The 15,422-nt window shown below is 70.7% G+C and carries 13 protein-coding genes; 4 read left to right on the forward strand and 9 right to left on the reverse strand.

Annotation, left to right across the window (positions count from 1 at the left end; genetic code table 11):
* Nucleotides 1-70: 70 nt before the first annotated feature.
* From ASF22_RS02020 to ASF22_RS02050, 7 genes are all read right to left on the reverse strand, one after another.
* On the reverse strand, nt 71-1,528 hold the full coding sequence (locus ASF22_RS02020) for an RluA family pseudouridine synthase (protein WP_056260982.1): 1,458 nt from the start codon (nt 1,526-1,528) through the stop codon (nt 71-73).
* 72 nt (nt 1,529-1,600) lie between these two features.
* Nucleotides 1,601-2,848: an Hsp70 family protein gene (locus ASF22_RS02025; protein WP_056173360.1), complete on the reverse strand. Its 1,248-nt coding sequence runs from the start codon at nt 2,846-2,848 to the stop codon at nt 1,601-1,603.
* A 203-nt stretch (nt 2,849-3,051) separates the two neighbouring features.
* Nucleotides 3,052-4,368: a replication-associated recombination protein A gene (locus tag ASF22_RS02030; protein WP_056260984.1), complete on the reverse strand. Its 1,317-nt coding sequence runs from the start codon at nt 4,366-4,368 to the stop codon at nt 3,052-3,054.
* A gap of 80 nt (nt 4,369-4,448) precedes the next feature.
* Complete coding sequence (locus ASF22_RS02035) at nt 4,449-5,957, reverse strand: Do family serine endopeptidase (protein WP_056260986.1); 1,509 nt, start codon at nt 5,955-5,957, stop codon at nt 4,449-4,451.
* A 114-nt stretch (nt 5,958-6,071) separates the two neighbouring features.
* Nucleotides 6,072-6,800 carry a hypothetical protein gene (locus ASF22_RS02040; protein WP_156647587.1) on the reverse strand — a complete coding sequence of 243 codons (729 nt, stop codon included), beginning with the start codon at nt 6,798-6,800 and terminating at the stop codon, nt 6,072-6,074.
* 235 nt (nt 6,801-7,035) lie between these two features.
* Complete coding sequence (locus tag ASF22_RS02045) at nt 7,036-7,398, reverse strand: phasin (RefSeq protein WP_056173349.1); 363 nt, start codon at nt 7,396-7,398, stop codon at nt 7,036-7,038.
* A gap of 142 nt (nt 7,399-7,540) precedes the next feature.
* Complete coding sequence (locus ASF22_RS02050) at nt 7,541-8,788, reverse strand: glycosyltransferase (protein ID WP_056260989.1); 1,248 nt, start codon at nt 8,786-8,788, stop codon at nt 7,541-7,543.
* A 109-nt stretch (nt 8,789-8,897) separates the two neighbouring features.
* Here ASF22_RS02050 and ASF22_RS02055 point away from each other — a divergent pair, with 109 nt between their 5' ends.
* Together ASF22_RS02055 and ASF22_RS02060 are read left to right on the forward strand one after the other, a co-directional pair.
* Nucleotides 8,898-10,211, forward strand: coding sequence for a glycosyltransferase family 4 protein (locus ASF22_RS02055; RefSeq protein WP_056260990.1), 1,314 nt, complete (start codon nt 8,898-8,900; stop codon nt 10,209-10,211).
* A 53-nt stretch (nt 10,212-10,264) separates the two neighbouring features.
* Nucleotides 10,265-10,447: a hypothetical protein gene (locus ASF22_RS02060; protein WP_056173340.1), complete on the forward strand. Its 183-nt coding sequence runs from the start codon at nt 10,265-10,267 to the stop codon at nt 10,445-10,447.
* A gap of 148 nt (nt 10,448-10,595) precedes the next feature.
* Here ASF22_RS02060 and ASF22_RS02065 read toward each other — a convergent pair whose 3' ends face one another.
* Together ASF22_RS02065 and ASF22_RS02070 are read right to left on the reverse strand one after the other, a co-directional pair.
* A complete protein-coding gene (locus ASF22_RS02065) occupies nt 10,596-12,278 on the reverse strand; it encodes an acyl-CoA dehydrogenase family protein (protein WP_056173337.1) in 1,683 nt (560 codons plus the stop codon).
* A gap of 192 nt (nt 12,279-12,470) precedes the next feature.
* Nucleotides 12,471-13,355: a DMT family transporter gene (locus ASF22_RS02070; RefSeq protein WP_056173334.1), complete on the reverse strand. Its 885-nt coding sequence runs from the start codon at nt 13,353-13,355 to the stop codon at nt 12,471-12,473.
* 162 nt (nt 13,356-13,517) lie between these two features.
* Between ASF22_RS02070 and ASF22_RS02075 the strand changes: the two genes are divergently transcribed.
* Both ASF22_RS02075 and ASF22_RS02080 read left to right on the forward strand, forming a co-directional pair.
* On the forward strand, nt 13,518-14,402 hold the full coding sequence (locus ASF22_RS02075) for a YihY/virulence factor BrkB family protein (protein ID WP_056173331.1): 885 nt from the start codon (nt 13,518-13,520) through the stop codon (nt 14,400-14,402).
* A gap of 148 nt (nt 14,403-14,550) precedes the next feature.
* Nucleotides 14,551-15,372: a transglutaminase family protein gene (locus ASF22_RS02080; RefSeq protein ID WP_056260992.1), complete on the forward strand. Its 822-nt coding sequence runs from the start codon at nt 14,551-14,553 to the stop codon at nt 15,370-15,372.
* Nucleotides 15,373-15,422: the final 50 nt, after the last annotated feature.

Below are 15,422 nucleotides of genomic sequence, written 5' to 3' on the forward strand. Positions count from 1 at the left end.
GCCGCGTGCGGCACCGTCGCCTTGTCCGCCTCCGCAGTGGTCTTCCCGGCCGGATGCCGGTGGCCGCGCCTCAGGCCTCGGGTGCCTCGACGATCGGATCGTAGCGCGACGCGTCGAAGCCGAGGAGGTTCCAGCTCTGGGCCATGTGGGGTGGCAGGGGGGCCGTCACGTCCACGGGCTTGCCCGTGCGCGGATGCGGAATCACGATGCGGCGCGCGAGCAGGTGCAGGCGGTTCTGGATGCCGCCGGGCAACTCCCAGTTCTCGATGCTGAAGTATTTCGGATCGCCCACGATGGGATGGCCGATATGTGCCGCGTGCGCGCGCAACTGATGCGTGCGCCCCGTCACCGGTTTGAGGGACAGCCATGAGAGCTTCTGGGCCGCGTTGTCCACCATGGCGTAGTAGGTAAGCGCGTGCGCCGCCCCGTCGTCGCCGTGCTGGGCCACCCGCATGCGGGCATCCGCGTCGGTGGGCTCCTCCTTGGCGAGGTAGGTCGAGATCCGGCCCTGCGGCACCCGCGGCACCCCGGCGGTGAGGGCCCAGTAGACCTTGCGGGCCGAGCGGGAACGAAAGCTCTTCGCCAGCGTCGCGGCGGCGAGCCGGGTCTTGGCCACGATGAGGCAACCGGCCGTGTCCTTGTCGAGGCGGTGGACCAGACGCGGCTTCTGCCCGTCCGCGCCGGCCAGGGATTCGAGCAGGCCGTCGACGTGCCGCACGGTGCCCGACCCGCCCTGGACCGCGAGGCCGAAGGGCTTGTTGAGGATCATCATCTCGGCATCCTCGTAGAGGATCAGCGAGCGGATGAAGTCCGCATCCGTGGCGTCGCGCTGAGGGCTGCGCGGCCGCTCGCCGACGGCATCGAGCTTGAGGGGCGGCACCCGCACGCTCATGCCGGGCAGGAGCCGGTCGTTGGGCTTGGCGCGACGGCCGTCGACGCGGAGCTCGCCCTTGCGGACGATGCTCTGGACGCGGGTGAAGGGCAGCTGCGGAAACCGCGTGGTGAGGAAGCGGTCGATCCGCATCTCGGCCTCGTCCTCCTCGACCACGAGGGTCTGGACCCCCGACGCCAGGGTGGCGGAGGCGGCGGCGCGCTGCTCGCGCCGGGTCGGGCCTTCGACGGGGGCGGCCGTCTCGGCGCGCGGCGCACGGGCGCGGCGCGGCGCGTCCTCAGGGGTCGCCTCGGGCTTCTGCGGCCGGGGGCTGCGGATGCGGCTCGGCAGCTCCTGCTGATCGCGCTGCTCGGCTTGCGGATCCGGGGCGTCGCCGGGGCGCCAGGGCGCACGCTTGTCGGCCTCGCCGCGCATGGACGCCGCCCGTTGGGCCGCGTCGAGGGCGCTGGTGCGCGGCCCCGTGCGTTCGCGATCGGGGTCCTTGGCGTTGCGGAACGGGCGCTTGCCGCCGAACGCGCTTTTCGGGCCGAACGGACTCTTGCCGGCGGGGCCGGGTCCGCGCCCGGGGCGCTTGGTCGCTCCGGCCCCGGAGCCCTTGCGTCCGGCGCCGCCGCGTGAAGGTGGTCGTGTGGTCATGCCCCGCTCGTACCACCGGCACCCGCCGGGGCATAGCGCAGGCCGCGCAAGGCCCAGCCGACCAACAGGAAATCAGGCGGCGCGCCGGGCCGCCTCGATGGTGAGACCCGTGCCGACGGAGCCGAAGGTGTCGCCGTCGACGATCCGGGCGTTGGGCACCGCCGCCGTCAGGGCCGCGCGGACATGCGGCAGCCCGGTGGACCCGCCCGTGAGGAACAGGGCGTCGATCCTGTCGGCGGTGAGTCCGGCCTGGGCGAGGCAGCGGCCGATCCGCTCGGCGATGCGCCGGGCGAGTTCGTCGGTGTGGGCGACGAGGCCGGTGCGGTCGATGTCGGCGACGAGCCCGCGCTCGACCCAGTCGAGATCGATGCTGCCGCGGCCCGCATCCGACGTGGCGATCTTGGCGCCCTCGACTTCCATGGCCAACGAATGCCCGCGCTCGGCCTCCACCACCGCGTAGAGCCGGTCGATGAGCTCGGGTCGGCGGGCGTCGCGGCGTACCTCCTCGATCTCCCGCAGGGTCCGGGGATTGTAGAGCCGGTTGATGCTCGACCACGTGGCGAGGTCGTGGAAATAGGCGTTGGGCACGTTGATGTCGCCCCGGCTCATGGGGCTGCCGAGGCCGAGCAGCGGCATGACCGTGCCGAGGCTGAGGCGCCGGTCGAAATCGGTGCCGCCGATGCGCACGCCATCGTTGGCCAGGATGTCGTCCGCCCGCTCGGTCTTGGCGTGGCGCTCGGGCGACAGGCGCACGATGGAGAAATCCGAGGTGCCGCCGCCGATATCGGCGATGAGGGCGATCTCCTCGGCGCGAACCTGTTGCTCGTAGTCCAGGGCCGCCGCGATGGGCTCGAACTGGAAGGAGACGTGCTTGAAGCCGATGCCCCGGGCGATCTCCCGCAGGGCGTCCTCCGCGCGGGCATCGCCCTCCGGGTCGCCGTCGACGAAGTGGACCGGGCGGCCGTGCACCACCGTGTCGAGGGAGGCGCCGGTGGCGGTCTCGGCCCGACTTTTCACGGCGGCGAGGTAGCGGCCGATGACGTCGCGGAACTTGATGCGCTCGCGGCCGACGGGCGTGGTCTCTTCCAGGAGGGACGAGCCGAGCACGGATTTGAGGCTGCGCATGAGGCGCCCCGGCGTGCCCTCGACGTATTCCATCATGGCGGCGCGTCCGACGAAGGCGGTCTGGCCCGGCGGAAAGAAGATCGCGCTCGGGATCGTGACGTGCCGGTCTTCCAGGGGGACCAGGGCGGGCGCCTGCCCGGTGACAAGGCCGAGGGTGGTGTTCGAGGTACCGAAATCGAGGCCGCAGGCCGCCATGGTGGGTCTCCGGCGATGGATCGGTTGCGCTGGGCCGGCTCCCCTACAGGCTCGACCGTCTCCGGTCCACGGAATTTTGTGCAGCGCGGCGACGCGGCACGCCACGCCGACGCAACGGAGCGGCCGCCGCGACGACGCGCCTCGCAGCCACCAGCGCCCCGCCGAAACCGCCGACGCGCCGCCCCGTCGTCACTCCTCGACCGTCACCCGTCCGCGTCGCGCCGCGCCTGCCGCAGGCGTTCCCAATGGGCGAGGCGATCGGTGTAGCGGCTCTCCATGCCCCGGTCGGTGGGTTCGTAGAAGTGCTGGCGGCCGAGTTTCTCCGGCCAGTAATCCTGGCCCGAGAACGCGTCCGGTTCGTCGTGGTCGTAGCGGTAGCCCTCGCCGTAACCGATCTTGCGCATCAGCTTGGTCGAGCCGTTGAGGATGGTGCGCGGCGGCGGCAGGGAGCCGTGCTCTTTCGCGACCCGCGTCGCGGCCTTGTAGGCGTTGTAGACCGCGTTCGATTTGGGCGCGCAGGCGAGGTAGACGGTGACCTGCGCGAGCGCCAGTTCACCCTCCGGGGAGCCCAAGAAATCGAAGGCGTCCTTGGCGGCGGTCGCGACCACGAGGGCCTGCGGGTCGGCGAGCCCGATATCTTCCACCGCCATCCTGACGAGACGGCGCGCGATGAACAGGCGGTCCTCGCCCCCGTCGAGCATCCGGCAGAGGTAGTACAGGGCCGCGTCCGGGTCGGAACCCCGCACGGTCTTATGCAGGGCGCTGATGAGGTTGTAGTGCCCCTCCTGGGACTTGTCGTAGATCGGCGCCCGGCGCTGGATGATGGTCTGCAGCGCCTCGGCGCCGAAGACCTCACCGGGTTTGGCCGAGCGCCAGACCTCCTCCGCCAGGGTCAGGGAGGCGCGCCCGTCGCCGTCAGCCATCCGCACCAGCACGCCGCGCGCCTCCTCGTCCAACGGCAGCGGCCGGCTGGTCAGGGCCTCGGCCCGAACCATCAGCTTGGCGATGGCGGCGTCGTCCAGCGCCCGGAACAGCAGGACGCGGGCGCGCGACAGCAGGGCGGCGTTGAGCTCGAAGGACGGGTTCTCGGTAGTGGCGCCGACGAGGGTGACCGTGCCGTCCTCCATCACCGGCAGGAAGGCATCGAGCTGCGAGCGGTTGAACCGATGGATCTCGTCGACGAACAGCAGGGTCCCCTGCCCCAGGGTCCGCCGCTGACGCGCCGCCTCGAACACCTTCTTAAGGTCGGCGATGCCGGAGAAGATCGCCGAGATCTGCTCGAAATGCAGGCTGGTCTCGTGGGCGAGCAGGCGCGCCACGGTGGTCTTGCCGGTGCCGGGCGGCCCCCAGAACACCAGGGAGCCGAACGACTTGCCCGCGAGCAACCGGGTCAGCGCCCCGTCCGGCCCCGTGAGATGCTCCTGGCCCACCACCTCGGCCAGGGTCTGGGGGCGTAGCCGGTCGGCGAGCGGACGCGGCGCGGCGTTCTGGAGGCCGGCGGAGACGAAGAGATCGGACATGGCCGCATCAAGACGCGGGGGCGCCGGCTTCGCAACCCGGAACGCCGCGCGAACCCCGCCCGCGGGATTCGCGCCGGCTGTTATCCCCCGAACACCGAGGTGAGCACCTCGCCGCCGCGGTTGATCGAGACCTCCCACATGTTCAGGCTGTTGCGGGTGATCCGCTCCAGGTCCTTCGTGGTCGAGATGGGGGCGCCGTTGATGGCGACGATGATGTCGCCCTTCTGAAGTCCGGCGCGGGCCGCGATGGAATTCTCCTCCACCCCCGCCACGGCGACGCCCTCGGCGGGCAGGTCGACCTGGATCTCTTCCGCCACGGCCGGCGAGGTGTTGACCAGGGTGGCGCCGAGGAACGGCGAGCGGGTGCGGACCTTGAGGGTGTCGCGCGGCCGGGTCTCCGGCGCGGGGCCGAGCTTCACCAGCACGTTGGTCCGGCTGGTGCCGCGCAGGATGCCGAACTTCGTGGTGCCGGTGAGCCCCTTCAGGGCGAAACGGTATCCGAAGGCCTCCGGGTCGTCGACGGTCTTGCCGTCGACGCTGAGGATGAGGTCGCCGCGCTTGAGGCCGGCTTCCTCGGCCGGGCTCTTCGGCTGCAGGCTCGCCACCAGGACGCCGGTGGGGTGGTCGAGCCCCATGCTGTCGGCGATGTCCGGGGTCACGCTCTGCACCCGAGCGCCGAGCCAGGGCCGGCGCACGGAGGTGGCCCCGCCCTTGGCGGTCTCCACCACGGCGCGGACCATGCTCGCCGGAATGGCGAAGCCGATGCCGTGGCTGCCGCCCGATTGCGAATAGATGGCGGTGTTGACGCCCACCAGCCGTCCGTTGAGATCGACCAACGCTCCGCCGGAATTGCCCGGATTGATCGCCGCGTCGGTCTGGATGAAGAACTGGTAGTCCGACGAGCCGACCTGGGTGCGGGCGAGCGCCGAGACGATGCCCTGGGTCACCGTCTGGCCGACGCCGAACGGGTTGCCGATGGCCATGACGAAGTCGCCGACCTCGAGGGCTTCCGAATCGCCGAACGGCATCGCCACGAGGCCGCCCGTCGGGCTCTTGATCTTGACCACGGCCAGATCCGTGCGCGGGTCGCGCAGCACGATGGTCGCCTCGAACTCGCGCCGGTCCGCCAGGGCGACACGAACCTCGTTCATGTTCTCGATGACGTGGTTGTTGGTGATGACGAGGCCGGATTCGTCGAGGATCACACCGGATCCGAGCGATTTCTGCGCCCGCTCGCCCGGTGCTCCACCCCGGCCGCGACCGCCGCCGTTCTCCCCGAAGAAGCGCCGCATGAACTCGTCCATGGCGCTGCGGCTGGCCCCCCGCGTCTCGACATGGGAGGCGTAGACGTTGACCACGGACGGCGCGGCCCGCTTCACCACGGGCGCGAACGAGAGATGCACCTGCCCCTTGGATTGCGGGACCGTCTTCTCGGCGCTGTCCGGGCTCGCCTTCTCGGGCGCGGATCTGTCCGGCGCGATCTTGTCCGGCGCGATCTTGTCCGGCGTCTGCGCCATCTGCGCGACGGCCGGCCCGGTGGCGAGCCAGGTCGCCACGAGGGGAACGAGCAGGGGGTACGAGCGCGGCATCGAGGACTCCCGGGAGAACGAACCGCGTGCCCCCCGTCGGCAACGGGTGATGTGGGGCGAGGCGGCGATCTCGGGTTATCTAGACGGGCCGGGGGCTCGGCGCGAGGGGCCCCGTCAGACCCGGCCGATCCCCGCTGCGAGACGGCCGGCCCGGCGGGCCAGGACGCTGAAGCAGGTCAGCGACGCATCGGCGGCCCGCTGCATCTCGTCCACCTGGATGCGGATGGCGTCGGCCGGCGTCCTGGCGCCGGACAGGCTGTGCCAATGCGCCATGGCGGCGCTGCCCTCGCTCCGCAGGAACGCCAGGATCGTCGCGTTCGCCTGCGAGATCTCGCCGATCATGTCGAAGGAGGCCTCGGTCGGACGGGTGAGCGCGGGTTGGGCCATGGCCACGGCCTGCGCGACCGATGCGGTTTCCATCACCGCGACGGGGAGCGTCGCCACCGCCGGAGCGGTCTCGGGCGCGACGTCCGGAATGGTGACGGTATCCGGGGCGGCCTCGAGGGCTTCGGGCGGCTGCATGACGGCGGCCGGCTCGGTCGCGTCGTCGGCGGGCTCCGCGGGCACGGCCGCATCCACCGGCTCGGCCTCGGCCGGTCGATCGGACACGGGCTGCCCCGCCGCAGCTTCGAGGGCGTCGGCGGAGACCGTCTCCAGGAGGGCGTCGTGGACCGACGGCACGTGAGCCTCGGTGCAGAGGGCGGACGCCTCCGCGGACTCCGGCGCGATCTCGGGCTCGGAGAGCGTCTCGGGGAGACGGGATTCCGCGACCATTTGAGCTTCCTCCGGATTGCGCCGCACCGCGCTCGACCGCGCGGGCGGCCCCTTACGCCGTTTCACCATGGTCATGTCTCCTCGAGCCGTTCGGACGCATCCTACCCGAATCGGAGCACTCCGCCGAAATCCCGTCCTCGCGCCGCTGGCGGAGGGGACGGGCCTCGATGGAATGCGCCGAAGGGGTGAAGCGATCCGTTCCGGAGCCGTGCCCGAATCGGTCGGATCACACCTCCGGCGCTTGTTTCATCCGACCGTCCCGCGGCGCGCCGATACGGGCGGCGCCGTCGGGGTAGGGAGCGGATCAGGCCGACGGGCGCAGGGTGTTCTGCGCGAGGGCGCCGAGATCCTTGGCCTGGTTCTGCAGGCTGGCGATCTGGCTGCGCAGGAACTCGGACTGCAGCTCGAAGGCCTCGCGCAGGTCGCGGGTCCGCACCAGCTTCTGGGCGAAGTCGAACGTCGCGGTGGCGTTCTCCTGGGCGTGGTCGAAGCTCTTGGCGAGGGCGGTCTGCATCGACTCCTGCACGGTCTTCGACTGGGTCTGAAGCTGTTCGGAGGTCTTGATCGCAGTTCCGATGAGGTTGCCGACGGCGCTGCGGGCCTGATCGACGCTCTTCTCGGCGAAGGCGCGCATCTCGGTCGGGATCTCGAAGGTCTGGCCGGTCATGGCGTATCTCTCTCTTGCGGGAGCGCGCTCCAAAACGTCGCGCCGCGAAGGCTTTATGTTGCAGTGCAACATAGACGTCAAGATCGTCGCGGAAGGAAAATGCCGGCCGTCGGAAATCGTTCGCCGGACCGCAGGACGCGCGTCAGGCGGCCCGTCCACTGCCCGACTGTCCCGCCACGGCCCTCGCCGCGATGACGCGTCCATAGACGGCCTCGAGCGACGCGGCGTGGGCGGCCGGAGTCGTCGGTGTCGCCCAGTACCGCTCGCTCGCCGCACGCCCGAGGCGGCGCAGCCCCGAATCCTCGGACAGGCGCCGCATGGCCCCCGCCAGAGCCTCGATTTCGGGTTCCACGGTGAAGCCGGTGACGCCGTCGACGATCCGCTCGGCAGCACCCGCCCGAACCGAGGCGATCACCGGAATGCCGTGGGCCAGGGCCTCGTAGACCGTGAGCGGACCGGTCTCGTACCAGCGCGACGGCGCCACGAGGGCCCGGGCCCGGGCCCGCACCGTCTCCCAGACCGCCTCGGGGCTGCGCCAGCCCAGGATCTCGACGTGGGGATGGGCGCCGAGTTCGGCTTCCAGGGGGCCGGCGCCGATGAAGACGGCCGGCAGGCCGGCACGGGCGGCCGCCGCGGCCACGAGGTCGGCCCCCTTCTCCCGGGTGAGGCGGCCGACATACACCACGGCGTCGCCCTGCGCCGGATCGGCGGGCTCGGTGCGCGCCACCCGCACGGGGTTGTCGACGCGGTGGTGGGTCAGATCGAGATGGCCGAGGAGGCGGCCCATCCGCGTGACGCTGGCGTCGCAGACATGGATCACGTCGAGGGCATGCCCCCGCAGGGTGGTGCGCAGAACGGCGTTGCGCCCGACCCGGACGAGCTTGTGCAGGCGGCTCCGGCCGTCGCAGGGGGCGGCGAGGCACCCCGTCGACAGGGGGGTGAGCGCGCAGGGCGCGGCGCGGTCGAACCGGTAGTAGACCCCGTTCGGGCAGGCCATGAAGTAATCGTGCAGGGTGACGACCACGGGCACGCCGCGGGCGAACAGCGGCGGAAACACGCTCGGCGACAGGCTGCGGGTCCATTGGTGCAGGTGCACGAGGTCCGGCCGCACCGGCAGGGCGTCGAGGGCGGCACCGAGGCGGGCGGCCGACGGCCCGTCCCAGATGCCCGAGACGGCGGCCCGGTGCGCCGGTCTGTCCCAGATGTCGCGATTGTGCAGGGTCAGGCGGGTGATGCCCGGATGGTCGAGGAGCGCGTCGGCCGGCCCGTCGATGGCCTGAAGATAGGTGACGCTGTGTCCGGCCTCGGCGAGGCCGCGGGCGGATTCCACCGCCACCTTCTCGGCGCCTCCGCTCGCCACGGCGAATTCGGCCAGGATCGCGATGTGCATGGCGTCGGCCGAGTCCCCGGGGCGAGCACGCCCGGACCTCGGTTTACCGGAGATCAACGCACGAGCGGTAAACGTTGCCGACGCATCGTCTTCGACGGAAACGCCCGCCATGCACGTCGTTCTCGTCGTCGATCACGCCTTCATCAATGGCGGGCAGGCCAAGGTGGCCCTCGATGCGGGGCTCGGCCTACGGGCACGGGGACACGAGGTGACGGTGTTCGCCGCCGTCGGTCCGGCCGATCCACGCCTGGAGGCCGCCGGCATCCGGGTGGTCTGTCTCGGCCAGGACGATATCGCCTCCACTCGCAACAAGCTCGCGTTCGCCGTGCAGGCGATCTGGAACGCAAAGGCCGCGCAGCGCCTGTCCGAGGTCCTGGCGGGGCTCGACCCGCGCGAGACGGTGGTCCACGTCCACGCCTTCGCCAAGGCCCTGTCGCCCTCCATCGGGGTGAGCCTGCGGGCCTCCGGCCTGCCGCTACTCTACACCATGCACGAGTTCTTCCTCGTCTGCCCCAATGGCGGCTTCTACGAGTACCCGGCGCAGAGCATCTGCCACCGCACGCCGATGTCGCGGGACTGCCTGACGACGAACTGCGATGCGCGGAGCTATCCCCGCAAGCTCCTGCGGGTGGTGCGTCATGCCGCCCTCGACCACGTCGCCGGGATGCGGCGGCTGTTCCCCCACATCGTCACCATCAGCGCCCTGCAGGAAGCGGTGATCCGGCCGCACCTGCCGGCCACGACCCTGTTTCATCGGGTCGACAACCCGATCGCCGTCGCGAAGGCAGCGCCGCGTTCCGAACCGCCGGGGGATTTCCTGTTCGTCGGGCGCATCTCCACGGAGAAGGGCGCGCCGGTCTTCGCCGAAGCCGCGCGCCGCGCCGGGGTGCGCCCGGTCTTCGTCGGCGACGGTCCCGCCGCCGCGGATCTCGCGGCGCGCTACCCCGAGGCACGGATGCTCGGGTGGAAGGACGAGGCCGCCGTGCACGCCCTGATGCGCGAGGCCCGCGCCCTCGTGTTCCCGAGCGTCTGGTACGAGGGCCAGCCGCTGACGGTCTACGAAGCCCTGGCCTGCGGCGCGCCCGTCATCGTCAGCGATGCCTGCGCCGGTCGCGAGGCGGTGGAGGACGGCGAGACCGGATTCTGGTTCCGCTCCGGCGATGCCGAGGCCCTGGCCGCCCATCTCGTCCGGTTGAAGGACGACGCCTGCGCCGCGCGGATGAGCCGGGCCGCCCACGGGCGCTACTGGGCCGCCCCCCTCACCCTCGACGCCCATCTCGACCGGGTGAGCGAAGTCTACGAGACCGTTCTGCGCGAAGCCGCATCCCGGGTGCCGGTGCCCGGACGTCGGGGCAGTGCCGCCGTGGCCGCCCTGCCCCGCCGTGGCTCGGCGGTGGATACGGGGGCGGGTCACCCGCGTTGATCCCGCGAGGTTCGCCCGATGCGGCGGACCACGGGAATCGGAGAAACGCCGCCATGGCCGAGGACACCAAGTCACCGGAGACCGACACGATCTCCACCACGGGCCAACCCGCGCCGAAGGGGTCCGACAAGAGCCGGCCCGAGAACCAGCAGGGTGAACTCAGCGAACGCCTCGACGAGGCCCTGGAAGAGACTTTTCCGTCGAGCGATCCGGTCTCGGTGAAGATCACCAAGTAGCACCTTCCCGGGCAAGCGGCGCTTTCCCAGGCAAAAGTGGCGCCTTCGCGGAGCCGAAACGAAGAACGCCGGGGCCATGGGCTCCGGCGTTCTTCGTTCGGCGGCTCGAACGTGCCGCTCCGCGAAGGGAGCGATACGGGTGTGGGGATCAGGCGGCTTCGAGCAGCCGGCGGGCGATGACCTGGGCCTGGATCTCGGCCGCGCCCTCGAAGATCGAGAGGATGCGGGCGTCGCAGAGCACGCGGCTGACCGCGTATTCGAGCGCGAAGCCGTTGCCGCCGTGGATCTGCAGGGCGTTGTCGGCCGCAGCCCAGGCGACGCGGGCGCCCAGCAGCTTGGCCATGCCGGCCTCGAGATCGCAGCGCTTGCCCTCGTCCTTCTCGCGGGCCGAGAAGTAGGTGAGCTGACGGGCGATGTTGATCTCCACCGCCATCATGGCGATCTTGTCGGCGACGCGCGGGAAGTTGATCAGGGCCTTGCCGAACTGCACCCGGTCCTCGGCGTAGCGCAGGCCGAGGTCGAGGGCGTTCTGCGCCACACCGATGGCGCGGGCGGCGGTCTGGATGCGGGCCGACTCGAAGGTCTGCATGAGCTGGGTGAAGCCCTTGCCCTCGACTTCGCCGAGCAGGTTGGCGCCCGGCACCTCGAAATTGTCGAAGGCGAGCTCGTATTCCTTCATGCCGCGGTAGCCGAGCACGTGGATCTCGCCGCCGGACAGGCCCGCGACGGGGAAGGGCTCGGCGTCGGTGCCGCGCGGCTTCTCGGCTATGAGGAGCGACAGGCCCTTGTGGCCCTTCTCCTCGGGCTTGGTGCGCACGAGACAGGTCATGATGTCGGCGCGCACGGGGTGGGTGATCCAGGTCTTGTTGCCCGAGATCTTCCAGACGTCGCCGTCCTTGACCGCCTTGGTGCGGAGCGAGGCCAGGTCCGAGCCGGTGTTCGGCTCGGTGAACACGGCGGTGGGGAGCGTGTCGCCGGACGCGATGCCGGGCAGGAAGCGGTGCTTCTGCTCCTCGGTGCCGCCGCACAGGATGAGTTCGGCGGCGATCTCCGAGCGGGTTCCGAGGGAGCCGACGCCGATATAGGCGCGCGACAGCTCCTCGGAGACCACGCACATGGAGATCTTGGGCAGGCCCATGCCGCCATACTCTTCCGGGATCGTCAGGCCGAAGACGCCGAGCTCGGCCATCTTCGTCACGATCTCCATCGGGATGTAGGCGTTCTCGCTGTGCCACGCGTGGGCGTGCGGCACGACCTCGGCCAGGCCGAAGCGGCGCATCTCGGAGCGGATCGCCTCCATGTCCTCGTCGAGGCCGGACTTGCCGATGGTGGCCGAGCCGCCGTTGTCGCGAATGCGGGCGACGAGCGCCGCACGGTTCTCGGCCGTGTTGCCGTCGGCGATGAGGGCCTCGACGGCGTCGTTGCGGAACTGGGCGACTTCACGGGCGCCGAGGCCGAGGGACCCCGTCGGGCGCACCATTTCGCCCTGGCTCATGGGAATGCCGGAAAACATCTGGTCGAGGTATTCGCCGAGCCCGATCCTGACGAGGAGCGCCTCTGTCTCGCCGAACTCGCCCGACTCCGTCAGGCGGGCGGCGTAGGCACCGAGTTCGCGCACGCCCTCGGCGTAGGTGGCGATCCAGGCGAGCCCGTGGGTGGCGTGCTGCTCGAGCTCCATCTTCTCCGCCGAGATCTTGCCCTCGGGCGAGAGCACGCGGGTGCGGACCCGGCGGGTGGCCTCGGCGACGAGCGCCTTGGCCGCCTCGGCGGCCTCGCGGGCGAGGGTCAGCAGATCCTGCGGTTCGGAGGTCGTGACGGGAGAAGCGGACATGCGGCAACTCTTTCCAGAAAAGAGGATGGGTTGCCGCTCATTATAGGCAGGTTCGGCGCGTCTGTAGAGGCGTCTCGCCGCAGAGTGGCACTTTCCCGCTTGAATTCATTATTTTACGAGAGAAGAATCCCACTTGTCCTTCGCGCGCGGCAGGTTCGCTAATTTAATTGCCGGTCGCATCAAAGAAAAACATCAACCGCGGCTCGCCAGGGCGACCCCGGCGGCGGCGAGCGCCATGCCGGCGAGCTGCACCGGCGCGAGGGATTCGCCGAACAGGCCGTAGGCCATCAGGGCCGAGACCGGGGGGACGAGGAACAGCAGGGAGGCGACGCCCGCCACCGCCCCGCGCCGGATCAAGAGCAGAAGCAGCAGGATCCCCGCCACGGAATTGACGAGGACCGACCAGGCGAGGCCGAACCAGGCCGGAAGGGTGGCGTCGAACCGGCCGGTCCCGATGAGAAGCGCCACGGGGATCGCCAGGGCGGCGGCACCAACGAATTGGATCGCGGCGTTGGACAGGAGGTCGGCGGACCCGCCCCGGCTCTTCTGCCACAGGGTCCCGCCGGTCATGGCGACCATGGCGGCGAGACAGGCGGCGAGCGCCGGCACCGGAATGCCCGAGGTGCCGCTTGCCCCGACCTTGGGGGCGAGCACCAGGGCGGCGCCGGCAAAGCCCAATCCAATGCCGGACCAGCGCCGCGGGCTCACCCGCTCGCCCAGTACCGGCCCGGCGAGGAGCGCCGTAAGAAGGGGCTGAAGACTGCCGACGAGGGCGGCGATGCCGGCCGGCAGACCGTTCTGCACCGACCAGAATACGCCGATGACGTAGATGCCCTGCATCAGGATGCCGGCCACGAGGGCGTCGGCCCAGCCCCGGCGCCCGCGCGGCCAGCGCGCGCCGAGCATCGCGGCGAGGACCGCCAGGACGCCGGCGACGCAGACGACGCGCAGGGCCACGAAGGTCACGGCATCGGCATGGGGCGCCACGAAGCGCGCGGCGACGAAGCCCGTCGCCCAGATGAGCACGAAGACGGCCGGCACGGTGGCCGTGGATCCGGGGGAGGATGGGCTGGTCATGCTGGTGGCGCAGGCACCACAGTGCGGCCTGGAACACAAGGCACGCCGGATCGATGCACCACCCAAACGCCCCTTCCGCGTTGCGCCGGACCCCGGCGTCGCGTTTAGAGGACGGCCGATCCGTCGACCGACGATGCATCAGCAGAGGACAAGCCCGCCCCCGTGAGCCGCCTGACGAAGCCCCTCGAGATCGGAAGCGTCGCCGCCCGGCGCTTCATCGCCCATGACGGCTGGGCCATCGCCAGCCACATCGCCCTCTCGATCCTCATCGCGCTGTTCCCGTTCCTCATCCTGCTGGCCGCGCTGGCCGGCCTGTTCGGCACCAAGTCGCTTGCCGATGAAGCCGGGGTGCTGATCTTCGACGCCTGGCCGCGCGAGATCGCAAAGCCCGTGGTCAACGAGATGCACCGGGTGCTCACCGAGCAGCGCGGCGGCGTCCTCACCGTCGGTGCCGTGCTGGCCCTGTACTTCTCCTCGGCCGGGGTCGAGAGCCTGCGGGTCGGGCTCAATCGCGCGTACGGCCTGCGCGAGCAGCGGCCGTGGTGGCTCACGCGGCTGGAATCCATCGCCTACGTGATCTGCGGCGCCCTCGCGATGCTGGCCTTCGCCCTGCTGGTGGTTCTCGGACCCCTGATCTGGCGCAACGTCATCAACGTCGCCCCCGGCCTGGAACCCCTGAGCCTGACGGTGGCCATCGGGCGCATCGGCATCACGGCCTTCCTGCTCGTGAGCGTCCTCGTCATCGCCCACAAATTCATCGCCACCGGGCGGCGCTCGTTCCTCGCCGTGATTCCGGGTGTCGCCGTGACCCTGCTGCTGTGGTTCCTCGCCGGCCTCGGTTTCGGCTACTATCTCGACCGGTTCTCCAACGCCTACGTCTCGACCTACGGGAGTCTGGCCACCGCCATGGTGGCCCTGGTGTTCCTGTACTGGCTCGCCGCGATGTTCCTCTTCGGCGGCGAGATCAATGGCACCGTCATTGCAGCGCGGCGTGTGCGGCTCCAGGCGCGGATGCGGGAGAAGCAGGCTCGGGCCCACGGTCTCTAGGGGTTCACTCGGCTTCGACGACCCGGACGCTTCATCTGCGCACAGGGGACGCAATGACATGCGCGTGTGACTTGCGCGGCCTATTCCCTCCCACCAGGGCCGGGCATAGGGCGAAGGTCGGCGCGGCGGCCGGCCGGAGAGGGCTTCCATGCGGATCAGGTTCGGTTGCGAGATGGGCTACGAGTTTTCCCATCCGACCCCGCTGATCGCCCGTCTCAACACCTATCCGGTCAAGGGGCTCGCGGCCGTCCCGCCCGACGTGCTGCAGCTCGATCCGCCTGTGCCGACCAGGACCTTTCGCGATGCCTTCGGCAATCGCACCGTGCGCTTCCTCGCCCCGGCGGGCTCCATCACCCTCAGCGTTCACGCCGAGATCCCCGACGACGGCGCCCTCGACGCGATCGTGCCCGACGCCGTGGAGCACCCAGTCGAGCAGTTGCCCGAGGAGGCCCTGCCCTTCCTCGTCGCGAGCCGGTACTGCGAATCCGACCTGCTGTCCGACGAGGCCTGGGACCGGTTCGGGCACCTCGAACCCGGCTGGGCGCGGGTGCAGGCGGTGTGCGACTTCGTCCACCACCACATCACCTTCGGGTACGCCTTCTCGCATGTGGACCGTACGGCGGTGGACGCCATGGCGGGCGGGCGCGGCGTGTGCCGGGATTACGCGCACCTGTTCGTCGCGTTGTGCCGGGCCCTGAACGTTCCGACGCGCTACTGCACCGGCTATCTCAGTTTCATCGGCGAGCCCGAGCCGCACGGGCCGGGGGATTTCGCCGCCTGGACGGAATGCTATCTCGGCGGCGCCTGGCACGTGTTCGATCCGCGCAACAACGCCCCGCGCCGGGGCCGCATCCTCGTCGCCCGCGGGCGTGACGCGGCGGACGTACCCCTCACACACACCTTCGGCGGCAACCGCCTGACCAAGTTCCGGGTGTGGGCAGAGGATGCGGCGACGCCGCATCGGGAATAGCGCGCCCGGCGCGCAGCGCCACCGCGACCCAGCCGAGCGCCCTCCCCGAT

Source organism: Methylobacterium sp. Leaf87 (assembly GCF_001422775.1).
Lineage (GTDB): Bacteria > Pseudomonadota > Alphaproteobacteria > Rhizobiales > Beijerinckiaceae > Methylobacterium.